Genomic DNA, 23,632 nt, shown 5'->3' with positions numbered 1-23,632 from the left:
AGGACGCTATAATTTGTAGGCGATCCAAACCCTATGACATGACCAGGAACTACCCTATTCTGATCGTTGTCGCCCTTGTCAGTTTATCCTCCGACTCTTCCGCACAAAGCCCCGGAGGAATAAGTACAAATCTCAGCCTGTGGATGAAGGCCGATGCAGCGCTTCCCACAGCAGGCGGCACGCTTACCCAATGGAAGGACGAAAAGAACGTCAATACTTTCTCTATTTCAGGCACACCCACCACTGTAACGAACGTCGTCAATTTTCACCCGGTAGTCCGTTTTGCCGGATCCACCAAACTGACAGGCAATACCAACATCGACTGGTCGGAATGTACGGCCGTAGTCATATACAATGGTGCGCCCAATTCAGAAAGAGGGACTGTAATCTCCCCCTTGACCAGCGGCACGGCCGTCAATGATGCCGCCCGTTACTTTTTCCGCAGCGGGACGGAAGGCGCCACGGGCTATTGTTACTCCGGCATGGGAACAGACTCTATCGGCTTCGTATACACGGCCGCGCCGCCCGACGACACCGTCAATCTCCTCACTGCCAGCGGCGTGGGAAACGTGTTCACCCGCAACGGAGTAGATGCCCGGATAGGTATGCTTTACGGGGGATTCACCGCCCGCGCCACCGCCATGACAGGCATCAAGCCGCAGATAGGCGAACGAAGCACTGCGGACGGCAAATACCTGATAGGCGATATCGCCGAGATCATCCTGTACAGCCAGAATAATGCCGCCAACAGGAACAGGGTGGAATCTTACCTGGCGCTGAAATATGGTATCTCGCTGGGTACACCCGGCAGCCTTGTGAACTACGTGTCTTCTACAGGCGTAACTTTCTGGACAGGCAAATCGACCTACCAGAATAATATCTTCGGCATCGGCGCCGACCCTGGATCAGGCCTCGCCCAAAACGTATCCAATAGCATGAACACCGGATCAGGTGCCGGCACAGGACTATCCGGCAAAGGCAACCTGGTCCTGACAGCCATCGGCACTCTTTCCAATCAGCAATTCCTGATGATCGGCTCGGACCTGGGCAGCCTCAGTGAACAGACCATTACAGCTGCTATCGGTCCCTCCAATGCCATCACCTCCCGGCGGCTTACCCGCACCTGGAAGGCCCAGAACACCGGATCGGTAGGAGGCGTCAAATTGACTTTTGATAAGACAGGGCTCAGCCTCTCCGGAGGCAGCACTGCCGCCAATTATTGGCTGGTCATAGATCAGGATGGGGATGGCAATTTCAATACTGGACAGCAAGGCTTCTTCGAGGCCACCTCCCTTTCGGGCAACCTGGTCGTATTCAACGGCGTAATGCTACCCAATAATGCTGTCTTCACCATTATTACCAAGCCGGGCTCGTCAGTCGTCCTTGGAATGGACTGGCAGGACTTTAAAGCCATGACGCAGCAGCAGACAGCCATCCTGCAATGGACCATGGCCAATGAAGACAACATTATCCGGTGGGATATAGAACGATCCTCCAATTCCATCGACTTTACGCCCGTCGGCAGCCTGCCTGGCAGGCAGTCAACAAATGCAGCTGCCTGTTCTTACCATGAACAGCCAGGCCCCGGTACCTGGTATTATCGCATCCGGGCCACCGGCCAGCAAGGTCATATGAGCTTCAGCCCGGTGAGATCGATCCTTATTACAGGAGCATCCAATACATTCCTGCGGCTGAGGTCCAATCCCATCGTGGGTGGCCAACTGCAGCTGGACATCTCGCTTCCGGAAGCCCGTACAACGATGGTGCGCATCGTAGACAGGCAGGGCAAGCTGCTGTTCCAGCGGCAATATCCGCTGTCGCAAGGCAGCAATCCGGTAACGATCGATGTCAGTCATTACCCTCCCGGACTTTACTTTATACAGGCAAAGGCTGGCGCGGAGAATAAAACATCGTCTTTTTTAAAATAGCGTCCGGATATAGCGTTCGGTTCATGAAATTGAACGAACTTGGCCGTCGAAAGTCAAGTCGAAATTACTACCATGAACGCTCGTATCTTCTCCCTTCCGTACAGGCTGCTGATAGCCGCCTGGCTTATAGGCTCCGTTCCGGCCGCCGCTCAAAAGACATCCTCGTTCCGCGACCCCTCCCAGCCCATGGCCGTAAGGGTGAACGACCTGCTTCGGCAATTGACCGACTCTGAAAAAGTTTCTTTACTGGGGTATCGCAGCGAGGCGGTGGACCGCCTCTCCATTCCTGCCTATAACTGGTGGAATGAAGCGCTCCATGGCGTCGCCAGGGCCGGGGAAGCAACGATGTTCCCCCAGGCCATCGGAATGGCCGCCACTTTCGATGATCAGCTGCTGCGGCAGGCAGGAGGTTACATTTCCACCGAGGCAAGAGCCAAGTACAACCTCTCAGCAGGCGTCGGCCGGCCTGAACAATACATGGGATTGACTTTCTGGTCCCCCAATATCAATATCTTTCGCGATCCACGGTGGGGACGGGGCCAGGAGACCTATGGAGAAGACCCATTCCTGACAGCCACAATGGGAGTGGCTTTTATCAGGGGCATACAAGGCGATGAAAGCCCCTATTTAAAAGCATCGGCGTGCGCCAAACATTTTGCCGTGCACAGCGGGCCCGAAGCCAACCGCCACACGTTCAACGCTATCGTCGATGAAAAAGATCTCCGGGAGACCTATCTCTACGCATTTAAAAAATTGGTGGACGCCCGCGTGGAATCCATCATGTGCGCATACAACCGTGTAAATGGCGAACCCTGCTGCACGGGTCCTACCCTCCTGCACCGCATACTGAAAGATGAGTGGAAGTTCAAAGGCCATGTAGTGACGGACTGCGGAGCCCTGGAAGATATCTTCAAAAGCCATAAGGTCCTCGATGGCCCCGTGGCTACTGCCGCAGCCGCCATCAAGGCAGGCGTGAACCTGGACTGCTCCAATGTCCTGCAAAAAGATGCGCTGCAGGCCGTCCGCCAGGGTTTGCTGACGCACGCCGATCTCGACTCCGCACTCGCGCCTTTGTTACGCACCCAGATGAAGCTTGGATTCTTTGATGATAAAGCGAATGACCCTTATCATTCCTATGGCGCGGACAGCATTCATAACGCTCCTCATACCGCTCTTGCCAGAACCCTTGCACAGGAAAGCATGGTGTTGCTGAAAAATGAAAAGGCCATCCTCCCCTTATCCATGGATAAATATCATTCCATCATGATCGCAGGACCCAACGCCTATTCTTTCGATGCGCTTTCCGGTAACTATCATGGCGTCGCTTCGCATATGGTCAGCTTCGTGGAAGGAATTACCGCCGCTGTAGGAGCCGGCGTCCGTATAGAATACGACCAGGGCAGCGATTATAAGGACACCACCCATTTCGGTGGTACCTGGGCGGCCTCCAATGCCGACCTGACCATCGCCGTTATAGGTCTCACTCCGGTGATGGAAGGTGAAGAAGGGGATGCCTTCCTCGCCCCTCATGGCGGCGACAAGGTGGACCTCGATCTCCCCGCAGCGCATATCGCCTACATCAAAGCCCTGCGCAAAAGCATCCGTAACAAGCCCCTGATCGCCGTCATTACTGCAGGCAGCGCCGTGGACCTCACATCCATCGAACCTTACGTGGATGCGATTATTCTGGCATGGTATCCGGGTGAACAGGGAGGCAATGCATTGGCTGACATCCTGTTTGGCAAACTTTCCCCTTCCGGGCACCTTCCCGTGACCTTCTACCGGAGCTTTAACGATCTTCCGTCCTACACCGACTATGGGATGAAAGGCAGGACCTATCGTTATTATAATGGTCCCGTCCAATACCCTTTTGGCTATGGGCTCAGCTATACGTCTTTTAGCTATAATTGGCAGCGGCAGTTGAACGGCGCTTACTCCGTGAAAGACACCATCAGCTGCATGATAGAAGTAAAGAATGAAGGGGCGATGGACGGGGATGAGGTCGTACAAGCCTATATCGAATATCCGTCCTCCGACCGGATGCCTGTGAAAGAGTTAAAAGGATTTCACCGGCTGTCCATCCCGCATGGCAATGGTAAGAAGCTTACCCTTTCCATTCCCGTCAATGACCTGCAGAAATGGGATCTGGCCAGCAGGAAATGGAAACTCTATCCGGGAAAATATAAAGTGGTCCTGGGTAGTCATTCACGGGATGAAAAGCTGCAGGCGTCCTTCACCGTCAAATAGACAGCCGGAACCTTTTCCGCTCCAATACACCCGTCAGGAGAACAATGAAGAATGCATAGAGCATGCATTTGACGATGCCCATGCCATCCGTACGCAGATTGGCAGGCAGCCGCCACTTTTCCCCTATCAGATGATAGACCGCGAAGTGGATATTGGGCAATAGATAACAGGTCAGGGTGCTGGTGCCTGCAGGCCTTATCACCTTATACCAGTTCCGCAGGCCCTTCAGGTCCATGACATAGGCCATGAAAGCAAAAGTCGCCAGGCTGATGCCCATGGAGAGCAGTATCCAGGAGGGCGTCGAACGGATCTTGGAGATGCCCCAGAAGGGCCTCAGCGCAAACCCTGCGGCAGCCGTCAATACGGCAAAAAGGAGCAGGATCAGCAGGCTCGGGACTGGTTTACCCCTATCGACGCCTTTGCGATAGATGATGGCCGCCAGGACGCCGCCCATCGTCAAGGCAGGCAGAGACCCGCTGCCCACGATCCAGAAAAAATTCCGCATTGGTTTTAGTACAAGCAACAAGCCCGCCTTGTCGGCAATGCACAGTCCTATAAAAAAGAAGAAAGATATCCAGAGCACAGGCTGCCGGCCCCGCGTCCAAAGGCAAAGACAGGCGCATATGAGATAGCACCATCCGATGAGCCCCAGGATCCCATACCAATGGGTCCGCAGCCAGATGGTGTGTCCATTATCCTCTCCTTTGTAAGCAAGCGCAAGAACAACCAGCAGCAGGATACCTGTTCCCTGCAACGAGCGCTTTCGCGTCACGCTCATCTCCCGGGGATAATCCAGCCATACAAGGAAAAAGGCGATGGTCGCCAGCAACAACCACCAATATTTTGGAATGATCGCCCCTTCCCTGACAAAATTCTCATAGTTGACATTATAAATGCCCATCACCAGGAGAGCCAGGCTCCGGTAGAGGACGTGGATCAGCGTGCTTTTGGGTGAATAGCCCTTGGCCGTCCTGTTGGCAATGGCAAAGGGAATGGAAAGGCCCACTATAAAAAGAAAGGCAGGAAATACGACGTCGGCCAACCCCATCCTGTCCTCCATCTCGCCGGCATGTTCCAGCCATGCGGGCACCCCTTGCACGGAAACCAGGTCATTTACAAAGACCATCAGCAGCATGGTAATGGCCCTGAATGCATCTACAGAAGCCAGCCGGCGGAAAACCATTGTCATAATATAGGCGTTGTTCGGTTGTGGTTAAAAATCGGGCCAAATTTCCCGCCGCTATAAAAATTTCTTCCAATAGAATAGCCAGTCGATCATCCGGCTGGTATAGCCGTATTCATTGTCAAACCAGGCCACCAGTTTGAGATGGTTCCCTACTACGGAAGTGAGGGTGCCGTCGATCAGGCAGGAATGCGTATTGCCTTTGATATCCAGCGATACCAGCGGCTCTTCGCTGTACTCCAGGATACCTTTATACTCCTGTTGCGCAGCCTTGCTGAAGAGGGAATTGATCTCCCGCGCAGTCACCGGCCGCTGCATCTGAACCGTGAGATCCGCCATAGCGCCATTGGCAACAGGCACCCGGGTCGATACGGCAGCGATCTTTCCCTGCAAAGGCGGCATCAGCCGCTCCAGGCTGACGGCCAGGTCGATCTCGACTGGGATAATGGACTCCGCAGCCGCCCTGCCCCTGCGGAACTGTTTATGCGGAGCATCCACCAGCTCCTGGCGGGAAGTATAGGAATGCAGGATGTTAAGGTGAGCAGATGTGATGCCGATGGAGTTCAGCAGATAAAGGATATGAGTGGAACAATTGGTCATACATCCTCCAGGTGAGATCACCAGGCTGTCGGCCGTCAGCAAATGCTGGTTAAACCCATAGATCAGGAGGGGAATATCAGAAGTCCCCGTAGTCGACAAAAGCACTTTCCTGGCGCCCGCCTCCAGGTGCAGGTTGACCCCTTCGCCATGGGAGAACTTTCCCGAGCACTCCAATACAACATCGACCCCCAGGTCCTTCCAGGGTAGACGCGAGGGATCTGCCTGGCGGAAAACAGCCATCTCTTTAGTACCGACGATGAACTTGCCATCCCGGTGCAGGACAGGCGACGGCAAAGTACCATACACGGAATCATAACGGAAAAGATAAGCCAGGTTATCGGTGTCCATGATATCGTTCACGGCCACCAGCTCCAAACCCCGCAGATCGATGAGCCTGCGGCCCAGAAGCCGCCCGATACGACCCATTCCATTGATTGCTACACGCATAATAGAGTATTTTGAAATGAACGGCAAATATCGATTACTTGATTGACAATCTCTTCCCGTTGGAAAAGAAGATCAGGCAACAAGGCAATTTTTAATACCTTTGCAAGTGTCCCGGGCCCGGGAACAACCATGTAACCGCATTACCCTTATACCTCGCCTCTCATGTCAGTATTGAACCATAAGCCCGGATTTCCTGACCGCATTCTGGTCATTGACGATCTTCCCATCATTCCTCTGGCGTTCCGGGAGATCTTGCGCACTATCGATTCCTCCGTAATAGTGGAATATTCCGATAATCTCTTTTCAGCGCTTTCATCGTTGACCTTCACCAATACCCGGTTTGACCTGGTGATCGCAGGATCGTTGCAGGACGGCTTTCCTGGGAATTTACAGCAGGCGGTAGCCGAGCTGAAAAAAAAATTCGGAGAGCCGAAAATAATGATTTATTCCAGCGCTTATGACCCGGCGATCATCGGGCATATGGCGACGACGGGCATCGATGCGTACGTTCACAGATTTGAATCCATCGAAGAGATCCGTAAGACCTATTGCCAGCTTGCTAAGGGAGAATCATACGTGTCGGAGATCTTCCATACGTTGTATTATGAATATAGGGATGGGTTAGGAAAGTGAGCATCCCGTTTGAGCACTTCAGGGCGCAGCGGACACTTCGCTCTGCGATCTCAGTATGGCATTGTCGGCCTCCCTGTTCTTAAGCACTTGCAGGTAGCTCAGCGCCAGGCGATTGCTGAAGGCCTCATACGCCTTTTGCGCCCATTGCATTGCCCCCGCGATGTCGCCGTTGATCTCGCTGATGATGGCCATGTTATAACAAGCCCTTCCGGCTATTTTTCTGCTGCCATTTGATGTTTCCTGCTGCCAGAGCCTGGCGGCGCCATCCCAGTTGCCGGTCCTGGCCATGCGCGTGGCAACAGTGAAATTAGCATTACCCCTGACATAATAATATCTCGACACGCGCATGGAATAGGGTACGATGCGGTAAGCGTAAGCTTGTCCGGCTTCATTGCCGACCCTGATAACCGCCTCTTTACGGCCGATGATCGCGGATGCCGCAGCCATGGGGTTTACGCTACTACCGGAAAAAACGAGGTTCTTTGAAAGAACAAATTCATCCAGGATATTCCGGCCGGCGGGGTCATAGATCCTCCAGCCTGTCTTTACCATGGTGTTCATGCTTATCTGTTGCTGAATGGCCGGGATATTTCCTACGATACTCTTCAAGGTGGTGGGGGCGGCGCCATAGCTTACCTTTGATTCCGTATCGAAAAGCTCCAATGAGAAAAGCACGTCCGTATTGCTTTCCCTGCATATTCTTTCCACCGTATCCCACGGCAAAGCAGACGGGAATACACCTGCTCCAAACGACCTGAGATCGAGGTCATTCAACGGCCTGACGGCCGAAAAACGGTTGTTTTTCATCAGTTCGTCAGCCAGGCCGGACATGCTGGCCCTGGCTCCTTCAGCCTGGAGGGTGCCGCTCTCCAGGGAAACGACCTTATGCAAGACGTCGACGGCCTTATTCTCATCTGCCGCCCTTGTCCTGTTGACAACGGCCACCGCCTTGATATTCGGCGGAAGGCTTACAGCAGCAGGTTGCGGTGCATTGAGGGACATTAAGTTCGTGGAGCTGCAGGAATAACAGGCCGCGATGATGCAAAAGAAGGCAATGGGGTTCTTCATATATAAGACGTTGGAGATTAGCCTTATTAGAACGAATTTACCGCAAATTTAGTATCCGCCTGCTGGCGGATCAGGGCCTTACAGCATCATATCCAGCGTATCCTCCTTCTTCCTGTAATAAAAGGCATCCAGTATGTAAAGGACTCCCATGATGGAAGCGAAAGCCCCAATGAGGAGCGTGATGCCTTCGGCCCTGGCAAACGGAAAGGATAAAAGCCCCGCCCCGAAAATAATGGAAAGGATACCCACCAGCAGAATGAACTTCCATCCACGAACGACACGGCGCAGATACAGCGCCGCCAACGTCTTTAATATCCCCACCAGCAGGATCCAGATCCCGATGAGATAAGGCAAAAGTATAAATGACAGCAGGGGATTGAACAATAGTACCAGCGCAAACAGAAAATGAAGAATGCTCTCGGCCTGCATCCAGCTGTTCTCGCGTGGATATTTCTTATTGGCGACGATCACTGTCTGCAGGAGCATCCCATTCAGAAGAAGGCCGGCGCCCGTATACTTAGCAAGCTTTACATAGCTGTTCAGGGGCCGCGTGAATGCCAGCACGCCGATGATCAGAAAAACAACGCCGACGGTCAGCAGCAGGATCCAAATGGAAGAATTCTTTCGCATGCGGGAAGATATGGAAAAAAATCCCTACTTTTGAAGTCATCAGATGATATGATGGCTACAAAAAACCAACTTTTACAGCGCCATTCCCTGGCGGACGCCGTTGTCAGCAAGCTGCAGCAGCAGCTATCCCTGGGCGAATACCAGCCGGGTGAAAAATTGCCTTCAGAGCCCGAGCTGATGGAACAATTCGGCGTGGGCCGCTCTACCATCAGGGAAGCCATCCGCATACTGGCAAATACGGGGATGGTTTGCGTCCGGCAGGGCTCGGGGACATTCGTGGAAGAGCAGAAAGGCATCTCGGAACCGCTGTCCCAACGGCTGAAAAGAGCCGCTGCGCACGATCTCGACGAGGTAAGGCAGCTATTGGAAATGAAAATCGCAGAGAAGGCGGCGCTTCACCGCAGTAAGAAAGATATCGAAAAAATGAAAGCCCTGTTGAAGAAAAGAGATGCTGCCGCAAAGGCGGGCGATACGGAAGAAACCATCCATGCCGATATACAATTCCATATAGCTATTGCAGCCGCCAGTCGCAACGACATCCTGGCGGACCTGTACAGGGCATTTGCAGAGCACCTGACCCTGCATTTCCGCCAGCTGCATCAGGATACCGGCGCATTTATCCGTACGCAGCAATTACACGAATCACTGTTACAAAGCATCATCGACCAGGACGCTGAAAAAGCCTGGTACTGGTCGTCAAAGATCGTAGCACACTAAAAAGTTCAACATGTCCGACACACTTGCAGGTCAACCCATCGCCGTCTCCAAAGACATCGCACAAAAGACCGTCTTTCCCATCCTGGTAGCCATCAGCGTTTCGCATCTGCTGAACGACACCATGCAATCCCTAATCCCTTCCACTTACCCTTTGCTGAAAAAATCCCTTCACCTGGATTTCGGGCAGTTGGGACTTGTCACCTTCTGCTTTCAGCTGACAGCCTCGTTACTCCAGCCATTCGTAGGACTATATACGGATAGGAAACCACAGCCCTATTCGCTGGCCATCGGCATGTGTTTTACATTGATGGGTTTGGTATTGTTGTCGCAGGCCGCCAGTTTTCACCTGGTGCTGGTAGCCGTATGCCTGGTGGGCATAGGCTCTTCCATCTTTCACCCCGAAGCTTCACGCCTGGCGCATATGGCTTCCGGAGGTCGGACAGGTATGGCACAATCCCTCTTCCAGGTGGGTGGCAACGCAGGCAGCTCCCTGGGGCCCCTGTTGGCTGCACAGATCATTGCTCCATATGGGCAGTCGCGGATATTGTGGTTCTCGCTGGCCGCCCTCCTCGCTATCGCCGTGCTGCTGCGCACCGGCAGCTGGTACAGTCGGAACATCACCCTTCGCAAAAAGAAACAAAGCACTGCCGGGGATATCCATCCCGCGCTTAACAGGAGAAAAGTAGCTTTTGCCCTGGCCATCCTGCTGGTGCTGATCTTCTCCAAATATTTCTACATGGCCAGCATGTCGAGCTATTACACTTTCTTCCTGATGGATAAGTTCCACGTATCTGTCCAGAGTTCGCAGATGCACCTGTTCATCTTCCTTTTTTCCGTTGCAGCCGGAACTCTCATCGGAGGGCCCATCGGCGACCGCATCGGCCGGAAATATGTCATCTGGTTCTCCATCCTGGGCGTGGCGCCTTTCACGCTGTTGCTCCCCTATGCCAACCTTTTCTGGACCAGTGTGCTCACTGTATTTATCGGGGTAATACTCGCTTCGGCCTTCTCAGCCATCCTGGTCTATGCGCAGGAGCTGGTGCCGGGAAAAGTGGGGATGATCGCGGGATTGTTCTTCGGACTGGCTTTTGGAATGGGCGGCATCGGCGCCGCCGTGTTGGGTAAGCTGGCGGATCGCACCAGCATCAGCTACGTGTTCCATCTCTGCGCTTACCTGCCCTTATTAGGATTGCTCACCGGGCTCCTCCCCAACGTCGGCCACAGGCCCACGGCCCGAAAAAAGTCTTAACTAACCAAAAAGAAAAAGGCCATCCCGTGAACGGGACGGCCTCTAACGATTGTTTGCCATATGAAAAAAAGCTTATTTCTTGGTGGTATCCTTCTTAACGGTATCCTTGATAACCGTAGTAGAATCGTGCTTAACGGTGTCAACAGATTTAGTAACGGAATCCTTAACAACTGTAGAATCAGTTTTAGTTTCTGTGCTGGAGCTGTTGTTACATGCTGCGAAAGCGCCGATTGCTAATACGAAAAAGAACTTTTTCATGTTGAGACTTTTTGTTTGTTAATTGAATGGTTTCCAGTTAATACCTATAGGATCAAAAAGTAACCCCCGTTTTTCAGTGTTTTTTATATATTATTTTTCAGCATGCGTAAAAATCACGGATTGATACTACAACTGACTTATTTTACTTTTTTTGTCCCTATCTTGGGTTACAAATCCTACATTTCGGTATTAAATATAGCATCAGCGTGAGGACCGCAAACAACGAACAGCAATTACTCCAGGGACTGGCTCTAAACGATCGAAAAGCCATCGAAACCATTTATAAACAGCATTATAATATGGTGCAATCCCTGATCCTGAATAACAATGGTTCTCCCGACGATGCAAGGGATATATTCCAGGAAGCCATGATCGTGTTGTTCGAGAAAGTGAAGTCCGGCTCCTTTGAACTGAATTGCCTTATAAAGACCTACCTCTATTCCGTATGCCGCCGCCTGTGGCTCAAACGCCTCAGCCAGCAGCAACGAATCTCTCCTGAAGTTGAGAAGTTGGAAGAGACCGTACCCGTAGAAGAAGACCTGGAACTGCACGAACAAAAAGACCTTGACTTCCAGGTGATGGAAAGATCGATGAAAAACCTGGGCGAGCCCTGTAAAAGTCTCCTGGAAGCTTATTATCTCCAGAAGAAAAGCATGGTGGAAATAGCCGGCAGCTTCGGGTATACCAATGCCGATAATGCTAAAAATCAGAAGTATAAGTGCCTGATGCGATTGAAGAAATTATTTAGCCAGTATAAAAAATAAGCAGCGTTATGCAAGAGACAACCATATTAGAAACCATCGAAAGATACATCCGGGGCGAAATGCTGCCTGAGGAGCGTGTGTATTTCGAACAGCTGCGGAAGTCCAATCCCGGCGTCGATCAGATGGTAGTGGAGCATACGATCTTCCTCAACCAGATGAACCAATATGGCGAGACGAAAGAGCTGAAGTCCCGTCTCAGCGAGATCCATGAGGCACTTTCCGCCACAGGCGAGATCCGTGAAGAACGCCCTGCAAAGGTGGTGGTCCTCTGGAAAAAATACAAAAGGGTCGTCTGGGTGGCAGCCAGCATTGCAGGGGTGACGGCGCTTTTCATCAGCAGCGTTATCTCTTACTTCTCGCCAAAACTGAACAGTGCCCAGGTTGAATTATTGGGCAGACGCCTGTCCGTCCAGGAAAGCCGGCTGAATAAGGTTGCCATCAAGCTCGATAGCAATAATACGGTGATCGCGGAAACTTCACGGGCCATCTTCACCACCGGTGGCACGGGCTTTCTCATAGATGCCAGAGGTTACCTGGTCACCAACTCCCACGTAGTGAAGGGTACGGGCCGCATAGAAGTACAGAATAGCCTGGGTGAATACAAAGCCCGGCTGGTGTACCGAAATGACACGACGGACCTGGCCGTTCTGAAAATAGAGGACAGCACCTTCAAAGCTTCTCCTATCCCCTACGGCATCAGCAAGACGGGCATGGAGCTGGGTGAAGAGATCTTTACCATGGGCTATCCCCGTAATGAGATCGTTTATGGCAAGGGCTACATGAGCGCCAAAACAGGTTATGATGGCGATACGGTCACCTGCCAGATCACGGTCCCGGCTAACCCCGGCAACAGCGGCGCACCTGTTCTCAATAAAGACGGGGATGTAGTAGGTATTATACGGAGCAGCCAGCATGATGCGCAAGGATTCGTCTTTGCCATCCGCAGCAAGAATATTTTACATACGCTGAACCTCATGAGGAACGACAGCACGCTTAGCCGTATACACATCCCACTGACCTCAGCGATAAAGGGACTGGACAGGGAACACCAGGTCCAGCGAATACAGGATTGTATCTTTATAGTGAAGCAATAAAAAAAGGCGGGGTATACCCGCCTTTTTGATGATTAGTAGATCTTGTTGGGATATTCCCCTTTTGCGATCAGCTTGTTCAGACTTGCCTGGACATCAGGCGCATCTTCCTTGTACGTCACACCGAACCATTGCGCATCCGTCGGGATCACTTTGATAGCTCCCTTCCCATCCTGGATGAACTTGTCCCCGATGATGGGAATAAAGAACTCAGCCTTGGGATTCGTTCCCTGCTCTTTCAGGAATTCCGCAAAAAGCTTGGTGATATACGGGAACACCGAAGGCGCAAAACACCAGAAGTTCATGGACACCTTTGAATCGAAAGGAACTTCGAACTTCTTATCCCCCTCCTCATACGTGATCTTGTCGCCATCCTGGTAGATCTTCGTACGCTCGGCAATGGAGACCAGGTTGCCCCCGCCATCCACCTGGCAAACGCCCCTGCTCACCGTCCCATTGTCGGACAAGGTCTTCGCCAGCTCATAGCCGATGATGGAATACAGCTTGTCATTGACATCCTTTGTCAAAAAGGCATATGCCTTTTCAAATGCATCCCGGCCGTAGAAATCATCCGCATTGATGACGGCAAAAGGCTCGTGCACCACTTCCTGGGCACAAAGGACGGCATGGGCCGTTCCCCAGGGCTTTGTACGCTCGGCTGGCACCTGGAAGCTCCCGGTATAGGCATGCAGGTCCTGGAACACATAGTCGAGAGCCACCTTGTCTTTCCACTTAGGCTCGAATATATTTTTAAAATCTTCGGCAAAGTCTTTGCGTATAATGAACACTACTTTCTTAAACCCCGCGCGAACAGCATCATAAATAGAATAATCCATGATAGTTTCACCATTGGGCCCAAAACCCTGAATTTGCTTCATACTGCCGTACCTTGATGCCATGCCGGCCGCTAAGATCAAAAGTGTTGGTTGCATTTATCGTATTTTTAATTTAATGCACGAAAATAAAAAATTACTCATAGAGTATGGACAATTTATTAATGGATAATTTAATGAAACCGACATTTAATTATCCATTATCTATCCAGACCGTCGAATTACCTGAACTGGCACAACATCATGTCAGCATGGACGTCCTCCGCCTGGACCTGATACATCCTGTCATTTCCGGGAATAAATGGTTCAAGCTGAAAGAATGGCTGCGCATCGCCGCAGCCGGTGGAGGCAGCCATCTCATTACATTCGGCGGCGCCTGGTCGAATCATATCATCGCGTCCGCCTTCGCTGCCAGGGAAGCCGGTTTGTCCGCTACGGGTATCATCAGAGGCGAAAAGCCGGCAAGGCTATCAGCCACCCTGTCCGCTGCTGCAGCATATGGTATGCGGCTGGAATTTATCACACGGACAGCTTACAGGCAGAAAGACGACCCTATATTCCTTGCCGGCCTCTCCACGCGCTATCCTGGCGCCGTCATTATCCCTGAAGGCGGCGCCGGTGAGCCAGGTATCAAAGGTAGCATGGACATCCTAAGGGAAATAGATAGCAGCCCTTATTCACATATCCTGTGCGCGGTAGGCACAGGCACTACCTTCAAAGGATTGTCCGCGGCAGCAAGCACCAGCCAGGAGGTCATAGGCATCTCCGCGCTGGCGCCTCCTTATCATTTTGGAGGTTACGCCCGCCACACACCGGAATTGCTGGAATTCATGAATCATTTTTACAGGACCACCGGCATACCGTCGGATTTTGTCTACACCGGTAAATTGTTTTACGCTACACTGGATATGGTCCGCAAAGATCATTTTCCGCCTGATTCACGTTTATTAGTCATTCATAGTGGTGGTTTACAAGGCAACAGGGGTTTACCGCCGGGATTATTGTATTTTTAGGTCTGGAATATAAAACATCTTATCAATAAATTCGTTATGCCTGTTATGCTCAGGACGCTGGCCTTTTCTTTCATCCTTTTTTTTTCATTGAGCGCCAGTGCGCAGGATACGCTTCCCAGGTTCTCCGTTACAGCCAGGGGTCCCGGAAAGATCCTTGTCAGCTGGCATAACCGCTATCCCAAGGTCTCCCAGATAAGCATACAGCGTTCCTCCGACAGCCTAAGAAATTTCACCACCCTCCTGACCGTTCCGGACCCGCATCTGCCCGAGAATGGCGCCATGGACCTGAAAGCCATCCATCCCAATTTCTATTACCGCCTGTTCATCGTCCTGGAAGAGGGCAAATACCTTTTCACAGCCGCTAAAAAACCACAGACGAATACAGGCGTTGCCCCGAATACCACGCAGGACGACACGGACGAGTCCGATGCCATCCTGGCAAGAACAGATCATCAGCGGGTGATGTTCCTGGACCCGCAGCATGTAAAAGGGACACCGCAGATCAAAAGCCCTTCCAGCATCCAGGGCGGATTACGCGAAATAGAAGTGCAAAAGACTGTATATATCAAAAAGGGGGAGACGGTGCTGACACAGATCCCCGGCAACAGGATCCGCGCATTCAGGGATTCCCTGCTCACCAAAACCAAGGATACGCTTATCTTCATCGATGGCGACAGCCTGCTGATCCGCCCTTTCGTACCCAAAGAAATCTACCGCGCCTCTTCCTATGTGTTCACGGGCAAATATGGCAATATTCAGGTCGCACTGCCCGACGCAGCGAAGAAACACTATGCCGTCAAATTCTTTGACGAAGAAAATAAATTGTTGTTTGAAATATCCGCTATCAAAGCCCCTTCCCTCATCCTGGATAAAAGTAACTTCCTCCACGCGGGATGGTTCAGGTTCGAGCTCTATGAGGACGGTCAGTTAAAGGAAAAGAACAGGTTTTTTATTCCGAAAGAGTTCTGAGCGCCACGTCAAAGACCTCCTCAAACCGGCGCCGGACCTCGTGTTTCACGGCTTCAAGGGGGACGGATCGCCCCAGCTCTTTTTCCAAGGAGGTCACCTGCTTATCCTGTATGCCGCAAGGCACGATGTTGCCGAAATAATCCAGGTCGGTGCTTACATTGAAAGCAAATCCATGCATGGTGATCCACCGGCTGCACCGGACGCCGATCGCGCATATCTTACGTTCCCGCCCTTTCACACCCGGATCCAGCCACACGCCGGTCTCTCCCGGCGACCGGTCGCCCTGCAGACCATAGGTCCTCATGGTAAGTATGATGACCTCTTCCAGGTTGCGCAGGTACCTGCCGATATCCGTATAGAACCTTTCCAGGTCAAGGATGGGATAGCCAACGATCTGACCCGGCCCGTGAAAGGTGATATCACCGCCACGGTTCGTCCGAAAGAACTGGATTCCTTTTTGATGCATGCGGTCTTCATCGATCAGCACATTTTCCATATGGCCGCTCTTTCCCAGGGTATACACAGGGGGATGCTCCACAAAGAGCAGGTAATTGGCCGTGAAAGGCCCTTCCCCGTCAGGGATCTCCCCGGCAGCCACGCTTTCCGCCAGCCGTTTGGCTTCCGTTTTGATCCGGACATTTTCCTGCAGGAGCGACTCCTGGTAGTCCCATACCTGCTTATATTCCACTTTCCCCAGGTCCCTGAACAGCACTTCTTGCATGTGGTAAAGTTACGATTTCCCCGGGGAATAGGTACCTTTGCGCCATGACGGGAGAACAGGAACTGGAAGAAACTACGCCATCGGACGGATCGGAAGAGCTGTACGAACGAATGAACCTGAAAGTAGACAAGGGACAGGAACCCATGCGCATTGACAAATTCCTGGTCCAGCGCATAGAGAACGCCTCCCGCAACAAGATCCAGAAAGGCCTGGAGAACGGCATGGTCCTGGTCAATAATAAGCAGGTGCAGCCCAATTATAAGATCAGGCCATTGGACGAGATCGTCGTCTATTCCGATAAGGAAGTGCACGGCGAAGAGATCATTCCGGAAGAAATGCCGCTGAACATCCGTTATGAGGATGAGGAAATTATGATCATCAACAAACCGCCAGGCCTGGTGGTGCACCCCGCCAGCGGCAATTATTCCGGCACCCTGATCAATGGCGTAGCCTGGTACCTGCAGCAAAAGAACCATGCCATCAACGAGAACAACCTCCCCCGCTTTGGCCTGGTTCACCGCATCGACAAGAACACCAGCGGGCTGATGGTCCTGGCCAAAACGGAGCGGGCAGTCCGCAGCATGGCCAAACAGTTCTTCGACCACACGGTCAAACGTCAGTACATGGCCCTTGTCTGGGGTGACCTGGCCGAGGAAGAAGGCACCATCGTCGCCCATGTAGGCAGGCACCAGCGCTTTCGCAAGCTCTTTGACGCCTACCCCGAAGGCGAACATGGCAAAGAAGCCATCACCCATTATAAAGTATTGGAAAGATTCGGTTACACCACCCTGGTACAATGTGTGCTCGAAACGGGCCGCACTCACCAGATCCGGGTACATATGCAGCACATCGGTCACCCGCTTTTCAACGACGACACCTATGGAGGCGATAAGATCGTAAAAGGTACGGTGTTTAGTAAGTACCGGCAATTTGTGGACAACTGTTTCGCCGTCTGCCCCCGCCATGCCCTGCACGCGAAGACCATCGGCTTTGTCCATCCCGGCACCGGAAAAGAAATGCTATTCGAGAGCGAGCTGCCCGCCGATATGCAGCAGCTCATTGAAAAATGGAGGGGATATATCACCCACAGACCTGTGTGAAACGCCGGCTTATTTAGGGAAGCTCATCTTATAGTCCACCCTGACCTTCCCCCGCGTAATGTCGTCCAACTTGCCTTTCAACAGCTTGCGCTTCAACGGCTTCAGATAGTCGATGAAGAGCTTGCCCTCGATATGGTCGTATTCATGCAGGATGATACGGGCAGAGATGCCATTGAATGTCTTCGTATGGGACTCGAAGTGCTCGTCCACGTATTCCAGGGTCACCTCTTCATGTCTGAATATATCTTCCCGTATCTTGGGAATGCTGAGGCAGCCTTCGTTATAAGCCCATTCCTCACCATTGAGCTTTACAATATGCGCATTGATAAATACCTGCTTGATGCCGGGCCCGTCGGGGTACTTGTCCTTTTCGTCCTCCTCCAGGTTCTCGAAGATCTGGGAAGAATCCACTACAAAAAGACGGATATCACGGCCTATCTGCGGAGCCGCGAGCCCTACCCCGCTGCTGTAGTACATCGTCTCCCACATATCCTCTATCAACTTCGCCAGTCCGGGATAATCGGGTGAAATGTCTTTGCCTACGGTTCGCAGGATCGGATCGCCATAAGCTACAATCGGTAAAATCATATTGGACGCAAATTTAAAAGAAAAATAATAAATCACCTGCCGCTCCTGCCCAGGTACTCCTGCAGCATGATGGTGGCGGCAATTTCATCCACCAATGCCTTGTTCTGCCGCTGTTTTTTCTTCATCCCCATTTCGATCATGGCCCTCGACGCCATTTTGGATGTATATCGTTCGTCTACAGTGAGGAGAGGTATGGCAGGGAACTCCTTTTGCAGCCGCAACAGCAGCTCGCGTACCAGGGGCGTGCCATGGGTATCAGTGTCGTCCCAGTTGGTGGGCCACCCTACCAGCAGCAGTTCCACTACTTCCTTTTTGAAATAGTCTTTCAGGAAAGCGATCAGCCTGGGGGATTCCACCGTGGTCAGCCCGCTGGCTATGATCTGCAGAGGGTCCGTCACCGCTATACCGGTACGCTTCAATCCATAATCGATGGCCATGATACGGGACATGCTAACTGTTGTTTTTTATAAATTCTTCGGGCCGGCACACCGGCAATACAGCGCTCGCAGCCTTATCCAGGGTGCTGTCCCGGGTGATGAAATAATCCAGCTTGTGGTGCAGTGCAGTGTAATATTGCAATGCTTGCTCCACATCCGTTATCCGGGAGTGCAGGGCATTGACCGCGATCTCGTGACCAATGTCGATGACCTGGATATCCGCCAGCAGGGCCGCCAGGAGCTCCTTGGCTTTCCCGGCTCCATAAGCTTTTGTTAACCAATATGCAGTCACATTGACAACATTCGTTGTGATAAAGATCTGTACCCTGCCATTCATCGCCCATTCCATCAGCCGCCGGGCAGACGCATAAGCCTCACGTTTGAGCGTGAAATCCAGGAGAATGTCCGTGTCGAGGAATATTCTAAACGCCATTTTGACGATGGTATTGGTCCTTCAGGTCCGCATGCACGTCAAAAGCCGGCGTTTCCAGTTGATCCACCATATCCAGGATATTCGTCCGGGGCATGGGTTTGGTGACGGTCCGGAAATAGCTTTCCACCAGTTCCGACACGCTCATATTCTTGCCGGCAGCATATGCTTTCATGGATTCGACGAGCCCGGCGTCTATGGTAAGGTTGAGTCGCTCCTTCATGAAGTGTGAATGTCTTTAAAAATGCAAATATACGCATAAATCTATATTATGCGCATACGTTTTTATAGATGGTTCAGATTCCATCCATGACCTCCCGACAAATAAAGGTCTGAAATGACAAAAACCGCGAAAACGACACTGGCGATGCCATTGGCGGTCATGAAAGCAAGATTCACCCGGCTGAGATCATTCGGTTTGACGATGGCGTGCTGGTAGATCAGCATGCCCAGGAATACAGCTACCCCCAGCCAGTAGGATAAGCCGAAATGCCCGTGGAGTCCGGCGGCTGCCACACAAAGGGTGCTCAGCAAATGGAGGAACTCGGAGACGTGAAGCGCTTTGCCTTTTCCCAGCCATGAAGGCATGGAATATAAGTTCTGTTTGCGATCGAATTCCTCATCCTGCAAAGCATAGATGATATCGAAGCCGCTTACCCAGAAAATAACGGCAAATGAAAAGAGCAGGGGCAGGAGATCGAAATGCCCCGTCACCGCAAGATACGCGCCGATGGGAGCAAGCGACAGGCCCACGCCCAGCACGAGATGACAGAAAGGAGTGAAACGCTTGGTATAGCTATACCCCAGCACTACGGCCAGGGCTACGAAAGACAAAGCAAAACAAAGTGGATTGATGAACCAGGTACAAACGACAAAAGCCAGGCAATTGACGATAACGAATCTTAATGCGCTGTTCTTCGAGATGATGCCTGCCGGTATCTCACGAATGGCCGTGCGGGGATTGAGCGCATCCCATTTCACGTCCAGCCAGCGGTTGAAGGCCATGGCGGCGCTGCGGGCAAAGATCATACAAGCGACTACCAGCAGGAACTTCAGCATCACATCCTCAAATGAATGGGGCATGTATTTTAATATTTCTTTCGCCGCAGAAACAGGAGCGGTACTGACAAATCCTCCGGCAAAAAAGCCTGTCATGTCATTAAAATACCTTATCCCCAGAAAAAACCCGATCATCGCAAATGGCATCGCGAAAATAGTATGTGAAAAACGGATCAGGCTGAGATAATTCTTTACTGTACTCATAGTTTATATGCTCTTGCCAATTCCCACAGGACAATACCCGCGGCAATGGAAATATTTAGCGAATGTTTCATGCCCCACTGGGGGATCTCCACACTACCATCACACAGCTTTAAAGCCTCTTCCCCCACCCCGCTGACCTCATTCCCGAATACAACAACGGTCTTCCCGGAATGTTGGGCCGTCAGCTCCTGCAGGGGGATGCTCCTCTCCACCTGCTCCACCGCAAAGACCTTATACCCTTCTTCCTTCAGCTGCTGCAGCGCCTCCCGGATGTCCTGGAAATATTTCCATTCCACGGTCTCCGTCGCTCCCAGCGCCGTCTTGTGGATATCCCTGTGTGGCGGCCTTGGCGTATACCCGCAGAGATAGATCCCCCGGATAAGAAAGGCATCCGCCGTCCGGAATACGCTGCCCACATTGTGCATGCTGCGGATATTGTCCAGGACTATCACCACCGGCATCTTCTCCGACTGCCTGAACTCATCCACCGACAACCGGCCCAGTTCATCCATACCCAGTTTGCGCATGCGCAAAGGTAAATTACCGCTCATGCATTTATACTTTCGCTGGCCGATTTTATTTGCCTTTTTTGCCTACTTTCCACCAACTTATCCCCATACCGAAAGCCTCACCATCCATTTGTTGAGGCTTTCTTATTTTTGCCCCCCATGGCAAAATCCAGCGCAGACACTCCTCTCATGCAACAGCACCGGGCCATCAAACAGAAATACCCCGATGCCGTGCTCTTATTCCGCGTAGGCGATTTTTACGAAACCTTTGGCGGAGATGCTATCATCGCCTCCAAAGTGCTGGGTATCACCCTTACCAAACGCAACAATGGGGCCGCCTCCGCTTCTGAATTGGCCGGCTTCCCCCATCACTCGCTGGACACCTACCTCCACAAGCTGGTACGGGCGGGCTATCGCGTGGCCATATGTGATCAATTGGAAGACCCCAAAGCCGCCAAAGGTATCGTCAAACGCGGCGTCACGGAAATGGTGACACCCGGTGTCGCCACCAACGACAAGCTGCTGGAAGGCAGCAGCAACAACTTCCTGGCCGGTGTCTATTTCCCCCCCGAGTGGCCGGACGCCAGGGACGACCTGGGCATCGCTTTTTTAGACATCAGTACGGGAGAGTTCTTCGTGGCGGAAGGCAATACGGAATATATAGATAAATTACTGCAAACCCTCCGCCCCGCCGAAGTCATCTTCCAGCGCAATTTTCAGAAACATTTTAAAGAGATGTTCGGATCCCGGGTATACACCTATACCATGGAAGACTGGATCTTCGAGGAAGGATATGCATCGGAAAGCCTGCTCAGGCATTTCCAGACCCACTCCTTTAAAGGGTTTGGTGTGGACAACATGCGGGAAGGTATTATTGCGGCAGGCGCCGTCCTCCATTACCTGAAGGACACAGAACACCCCCACCTTCAGCACATCAGCTCGATACAGCGCATAGACAGGGAAGACTACCTGTGGATGGACAAATTCACCATCCGCAACCTGGAGCTGCTGGGCAGCGGCGAGGGCCGCGAACAGGGATTAAGCCTTCTCAAGGTGCTGGACCATACGGTTTCACCCATGGGGGCCAGACTGTTGAAACGTTGGCTCCTCATGCCGCTGAAGGATGCTAGCCGTATCCAGGAACGTCTGGATGCCGTCGAATTTTTTATTAAGGACCCGGACCTGCGCAGTGAACTGTCCCGGCATATTCAACAATGCGGCGATATAGAAAGGCTGGTCAGCAAGATCCCCGTGAAGAAGATCAATCCCCGGGAACTGCTGCAGCTGGCGAGGGGCCTGCAACACATCGACGAGATCAAAAAAGATGGCCCCGGCTTCCCCAATGAGCATGTCCGTCTGCTCGCTTCCCGGCTGTCCCCCTGTCAGCCCATCATGGAAAGGATCTTTTCCACGATCATGGACAATCCTCCGGTCGCTGCCGCAAAAGGCGACACCATACGACCCGGCATACACGAGGATCTGGACCGCTTGCGGAAGATCGCCTCCGGCGGCAAGGAATACCTGGTTGAGCTGCAGCAGAAAGAGGCGGAAAGATCCGGCATTTCGTCCCTGAAGATAGGATTCAATAATGTCTTCGGCTACTACCTGGAAGTCACCAACACCCACAAGCATAAAGTGCCGGGTGAATGGATGCGGAAGCAAACCCTGGCAAACGCAGAGCGCTATATCACTCCTGAACTGAAAGAATACGAAGAGCAGATCACAGGCGCCGAGGAAAAGATCCTCGCACTGGAAACAGACCTGTACGATCAGCTCGTGTCAGCCCTGCAGGAATGCATCGCACCCATGCAGGTGAACGGCCACGTATTGGCCGAGCTGGACTGCCTCCTTTGTTTCGCCGGCAATGCGCTGCAATACAACTATAAAAAACCAGTCCTCCACGCAGGGCATGAGATGGAGCTAAAAGGCAGCCGTCACCCCGTCATCGAAAGGAACTTACCCGCCGGCGAACCCTACATCGCTAATGACCTCCTCCTGGATCCTCATGCACAGCAGATCATCATTCTCACAGGTCCGAATATGAGCGGCAAGAGCGCCTTACTACGGCAGACCGCGCTGATCACCCTGATGGCGCACATGGGAAGCTTCGTGCCCTGCGATTCGGCCAGGATCCCCCTGACAGACAAGATCTTCACCCGGGTAGGCGCCTCCGACAACCTCAGCGGAGGTGAATCCACCTTCATGGTAGAAATGAACGAAACGGCCAGCATCATCAACAACATCACTCCCGGCAGCCTTGTCCTGCTGGATGAGATCGGGCGGGGAACATCTACTTATGACGGCATCTCCATTGCCTGGAGCATCGCGGAATACCTGCACAACTCACCGCATCTGCCTAAAACACTTTTTGCAACCCACTACCACGAGCTCAATGAACTGGAGAACAAGCTGACCCGCGTAAGGAATTATCACATCACGAATAAAGAAGTAGGTAACCGGGTGATCTTTCTCCGCAAACTGGCCCCGGGTGGCAGCACCCACAGCTTTGGCATCCACGTAGCCAGGATGGCCGGCATGCCCGCAACCCTGCTGCAACGCGCCAACGAGATCCTGCACCAGCTGGAAAACAAACACGTAGACTCCCCCGTCGGTGATACGATCAGAGACATGGCAGCACCGAAGATGCAGCTGTCCATCTTCGATGCGCATACGGAAGCATTCGAAACCATCCGGCGCCTGCTGGAAAGCATGGATATCAACCGGCTGACACCCGTGGAAGCCCTCCTGAAACTGCAGGAGATAAAAAGCGTCCTGAAATAACCTTCCGGCGCCCTCTTTCCGTCCATCCCTCAGCCCGTTTTGTCCGCCAGAGACACGCGCTTGTCCCAAAAAAACATCCCTGCACCGCCCAATTGCGTTTCGTGTGTTAATTTACGTTAGCCGGGCGTACCCGCCCCACTTGCCGTCAGATCGAAAAAGAGTCATTGCAATAT

At 52.3% G+C, this 23,632-nt stretch carries 24 protein-coding genes; 11 read left to right on the top strand and 13 right to left on the bottom strand.

Annotated elements, in window-relative coordinates; all coding sequences use genetic code 11:
• Positions 1 to 38 precede the first annotated feature (38 nt).
• Both Q4E93_RS17910 and Q4E93_RS17905 read left to right on the top strand, forming a co-directional pair.
• A complete protein-coding gene (locus Q4E93_RS17910; RefSeq protein ID WP_303587510.1) occupies positions 39 to 1,928 on the top strand; it encodes a DUF8202 domain-containing protein in 1,890 nt (629 codons plus the stop codon).
• A gap of 72 nt (positions 1,929 to 2,000) precedes the next feature.
• Entirely contained in the window at positions 2,001 to 4,175 is a 2,175-nt protein-coding gene (locus tag Q4E93_RS17905; RefSeq protein ID WP_303587508.1) for a glycoside hydrolase family 3 N-terminal domain-containing protein, read from the top strand.
• Here the strand turns inward: Q4E93_RS17905 and Q4E93_RS17900 are convergent.
• Positions 4,168 to 5,364, bottom strand: coding sequence for a DUF5009 domain-containing protein (locus Q4E93_RS17900; RefSeq protein WP_303587505.1), 1,197 nt, complete (start codon positions 5,362 to 5,364; stop codon positions 4,168 to 4,170). The genes Q4E93_RS17905 and Q4E93_RS17900 overlap by 8 nt on opposite strands.
• Positions 5,365 to 5,415: 51 nt before the next feature.
• Positions 5,416 to 6,405: a type I glyceraldehyde-3-phosphate dehydrogenase gene (locus Q4E93_RS17895; RefSeq protein ID WP_303587503.1), complete on the bottom strand. Its 990-nt coding sequence runs from the start codon at positions 6,403 to 6,405 to the stop codon at positions 5,416 to 5,418.
• 162 nt (positions 6,406 to 6,567) lie between these two features.
• On the opposite strand from Q4E93_RS17895, the gene Q4E93_RS17890 reads away from it, so the two are divergent.
• Positions 6,568 to 7,038: a response regulator gene (locus Q4E93_RS17890; RefSeq protein ID WP_303587502.1), complete on the top strand. Its 471-nt coding sequence runs from the start codon at positions 6,568 to 6,570 to the stop codon at positions 7,036 to 7,038.
• An 18-nt stretch (positions 7,039 to 7,056) separates the two neighbouring features.
• On the opposite strand, the gene Q4E93_RS17885 is transcribed toward Q4E93_RS17890, so the two are convergent.
• Positions 7,057 to 8,106, bottom strand: a complete 1,050-nt coding sequence (locus tag Q4E93_RS17885; RefSeq protein WP_303587501.1) for a DUF6340 family protein — start codon at positions 8,104 to 8,106, stop codon at positions 7,057 to 7,059.
• A gap of 78 nt (positions 8,107 to 8,184) precedes the next feature.
• Positions 8,185 to 8,736 carry an HdeD family acid-resistance protein gene (locus Q4E93_RS17880; RefSeq protein WP_303587500.1) on the bottom strand — a complete coding sequence of 184 codons (552 nt, stop codon included), beginning with the start codon at positions 8,734 to 8,736 and terminating at the stop codon, positions 8,185 to 8,187.
• Positions 8,737 to 8,766: 30 nt separating this feature from the next.
• On the opposite strand from Q4E93_RS17880, the gene Q4E93_RS17875 reads away from it, so the two are divergent.
• Together Q4E93_RS17875 and Q4E93_RS17870 are read left to right on the top strand one after the other, a co-directional pair.
• Positions 8,767 to 9,453 carry a FadR/GntR family transcriptional regulator gene (locus Q4E93_RS17875; RefSeq protein WP_303587498.1) on the top strand — a complete coding sequence of 229 codons (687 nt, stop codon included), beginning with the start codon at positions 8,767 to 8,769 and terminating at the stop codon, positions 9,451 to 9,453.
• Between the two features lie 10 nt (positions 9,454 to 9,463).
• On the top strand, positions 9,464 to 10,702 hold the full coding sequence (locus Q4E93_RS17870) for an MFS transporter (protein ID WP_303587496.1): 1,239 nt from the start codon (positions 9,464 to 9,466) through the stop codon (positions 10,700 to 10,702).
• A 72-nt stretch (positions 10,703 to 10,774) separates the two neighbouring features.
• On the opposite strand, the gene Q4E93_RS17865 is transcribed toward Q4E93_RS17870, so the two are convergent.
• Positions 10,775 to 10,960 carry a hypothetical protein gene (locus Q4E93_RS17865; RefSeq protein ID WP_303587494.1) on the bottom strand — a complete coding sequence of 62 codons (186 nt, stop codon included), beginning with the start codon at positions 10,958 to 10,960 and terminating at the stop codon, positions 10,775 to 10,777.
• 206 nt (positions 10,961 to 11,166) lie between these two features.
• On the opposite strand from Q4E93_RS17865, the gene Q4E93_RS17860 reads away from it, so the two are divergent.
• Both Q4E93_RS17860 and Q4E93_RS17855 read left to right on the top strand, forming a co-directional pair.
• Positions 11,167 to 11,724, top strand: coding sequence for an RNA polymerase sigma factor (locus Q4E93_RS17860; protein WP_303587492.1), 558 nt, complete (start codon positions 11,167 to 11,169; stop codon positions 11,722 to 11,724).
• Positions 11,725 to 11,732: 8 nt separating this feature from the next.
• Positions 11,733 to 12,818 carry a S1C family serine protease gene (locus tag Q4E93_RS17855; protein WP_303587491.1) on the top strand — a complete coding sequence of 362 codons (1,086 nt, stop codon included), beginning with the start codon at positions 11,733 to 11,735 and terminating at the stop codon, positions 12,816 to 12,818.
• A 32-nt stretch (positions 12,819 to 12,850) separates the two neighbouring features.
• On the opposite strand, the gene Q4E93_RS17850 is transcribed toward Q4E93_RS17855, so the two are convergent.
• On the bottom strand, positions 12,851 to 13,693 hold the full coding sequence (locus tag Q4E93_RS17850) for a nucleotidyltransferase family protein (protein WP_303587489.1): 843 nt from the start codon (positions 13,691 to 13,693) through the stop codon (positions 12,851 to 12,853).
• Between the two features lie 131 nt (positions 13,694 to 13,824).
• Between Q4E93_RS17850 and Q4E93_RS17845 the strand changes: the two genes are divergently transcribed.
• Positions 13,825 to 14,661: a 1-aminocyclopropane-1-carboxylate deaminase/D-cysteine desulfhydrase gene (locus tag Q4E93_RS17845; RefSeq protein ID WP_303587487.1), complete on the top strand. Its 837-nt coding sequence runs from the start codon at positions 13,825 to 13,827 to the stop codon at positions 14,659 to 14,661.
• Between the two features lie 36 nt (positions 14,662 to 14,697).
• The gene (locus Q4E93_RS17840) at positions 14,698 to 15,630 is read left to right on the top strand and encodes a hypothetical protein (RefSeq protein ID WP_303587486.1); all 933 of its coding nucleotides are present in this window, start codon (positions 14,698 to 14,700) and stop codon (positions 15,628 to 15,630) included.
• Here the strand turns inward: Q4E93_RS17840 and lipB are convergent.
• The gene (gene lipB, locus Q4E93_RS17835; protein ID WP_303587485.1) at positions 15,611 to 16,351 is read right to left on the bottom strand and encodes a lipoyl(octanoyl) transferase LipB; all 741 of its coding nucleotides are present in this window, start codon (positions 16,349 to 16,351) and stop codon (positions 15,611 to 15,613) included. The genes Q4E93_RS17840 and lipB overlap by 20 nt on opposite strands.
• Before the next feature lie 44 nt (positions 16,352 to 16,395).
• Here lipB and Q4E93_RS17830 point away from each other — a divergent pair, with 44 nt between their 5' ends.
• Entirely contained in the window at positions 16,396 to 17,451 is a 1,056-nt protein-coding gene (locus Q4E93_RS17830) for an RluA family pseudouridine synthase (RefSeq protein ID WP_303587484.1), read from the top strand.
• Positions 17,452 to 17,460: 9 nt separating this feature from the next.
• On the opposite strand, the gene def is transcribed toward Q4E93_RS17830, so the two are convergent.
• From def to Q4E93_RS17800, 6 genes are all read right to left on the bottom strand, one after another.
• Positions 17,461 to 18,039 carry a peptide deformylase gene (gene def, locus Q4E93_RS17825; protein WP_303587483.1) on the bottom strand — a complete coding sequence of 193 codons (579 nt, stop codon included), beginning with the start codon at positions 18,037 to 18,039 and terminating at the stop codon, positions 17,461 to 17,463.
• A gap of 32 nt (positions 18,040 to 18,071) precedes the next feature.
• Entirely contained in the window at positions 18,072 to 18,488 is a 417-nt protein-coding gene (gene ruvX / locus Q4E93_RS17820) for a Holliday junction resolvase RuvX (RefSeq protein WP_303587482.1), read from the bottom strand.
• Between the two features lies 1 nt (position 18,489).
• Entirely contained in the window at positions 18,490 to 18,909 is a 420-nt protein-coding gene (locus Q4E93_RS17815; protein WP_303587481.1) for a type II toxin-antitoxin system VapC family toxin, read from the bottom strand.
• Complete coding sequence (locus Q4E93_RS17810) at positions 18,899 to 19,129, bottom strand: DUF6364 family protein (protein WP_303587480.1); 231 nt, start codon at positions 19,127 to 19,129, stop codon at positions 18,899 to 18,901. The genes Q4E93_RS17815 and Q4E93_RS17810 overlap by 11 nt, the downstream gene beginning before the upstream one ends.
• Positions 19,130 to 19,191: 62 nt before the next feature.
• A complete protein-coding gene (locus Q4E93_RS17805; protein ID WP_303587478.1) occupies positions 19,192 to 20,169 on the bottom strand; it encodes a UbiA-like polyprenyltransferase in 978 nt (325 codons plus the stop codon).
• Positions 20,166 to 20,720, bottom strand: a complete 555-nt coding sequence (locus Q4E93_RS17800) for an RNA methyltransferase (RefSeq protein WP_303587477.1) — start codon at positions 20,718 to 20,720, stop codon at positions 20,166 to 20,168. Before Q4E93_RS17800 ends, Q4E93_RS17805 begins: the two co-directional genes overlap by 4 nt.
• Positions 20,721 to 20,837: 117 nt before the next feature.
• On the opposite strand from Q4E93_RS17800, the gene mutS reads away from it, so the two are divergent.
• Entirely contained in the window at positions 20,838 to 23,459 is a 2,622-nt protein-coding gene (gene mutS / locus Q4E93_RS17795) for a DNA mismatch repair protein MutS (RefSeq protein ID WP_303587476.1), read from the top strand.
• Positions 23,460 to 23,632 lie beyond the last annotated feature (173 nt).

Origin of the sequence: Flavitalea plasmicola (assembly GCF_030546645.1) — a bacterium.
Lineage (GTDB): Bacteria > Bacteroidota > Bacteroidia > Chitinophagales > Chitinophagaceae > Puia.
The sequence above is the reverse complement of the archived record's forward strand: the minus strand, read 5'-3'. Positions and strand labels throughout refer to the sequence as shown.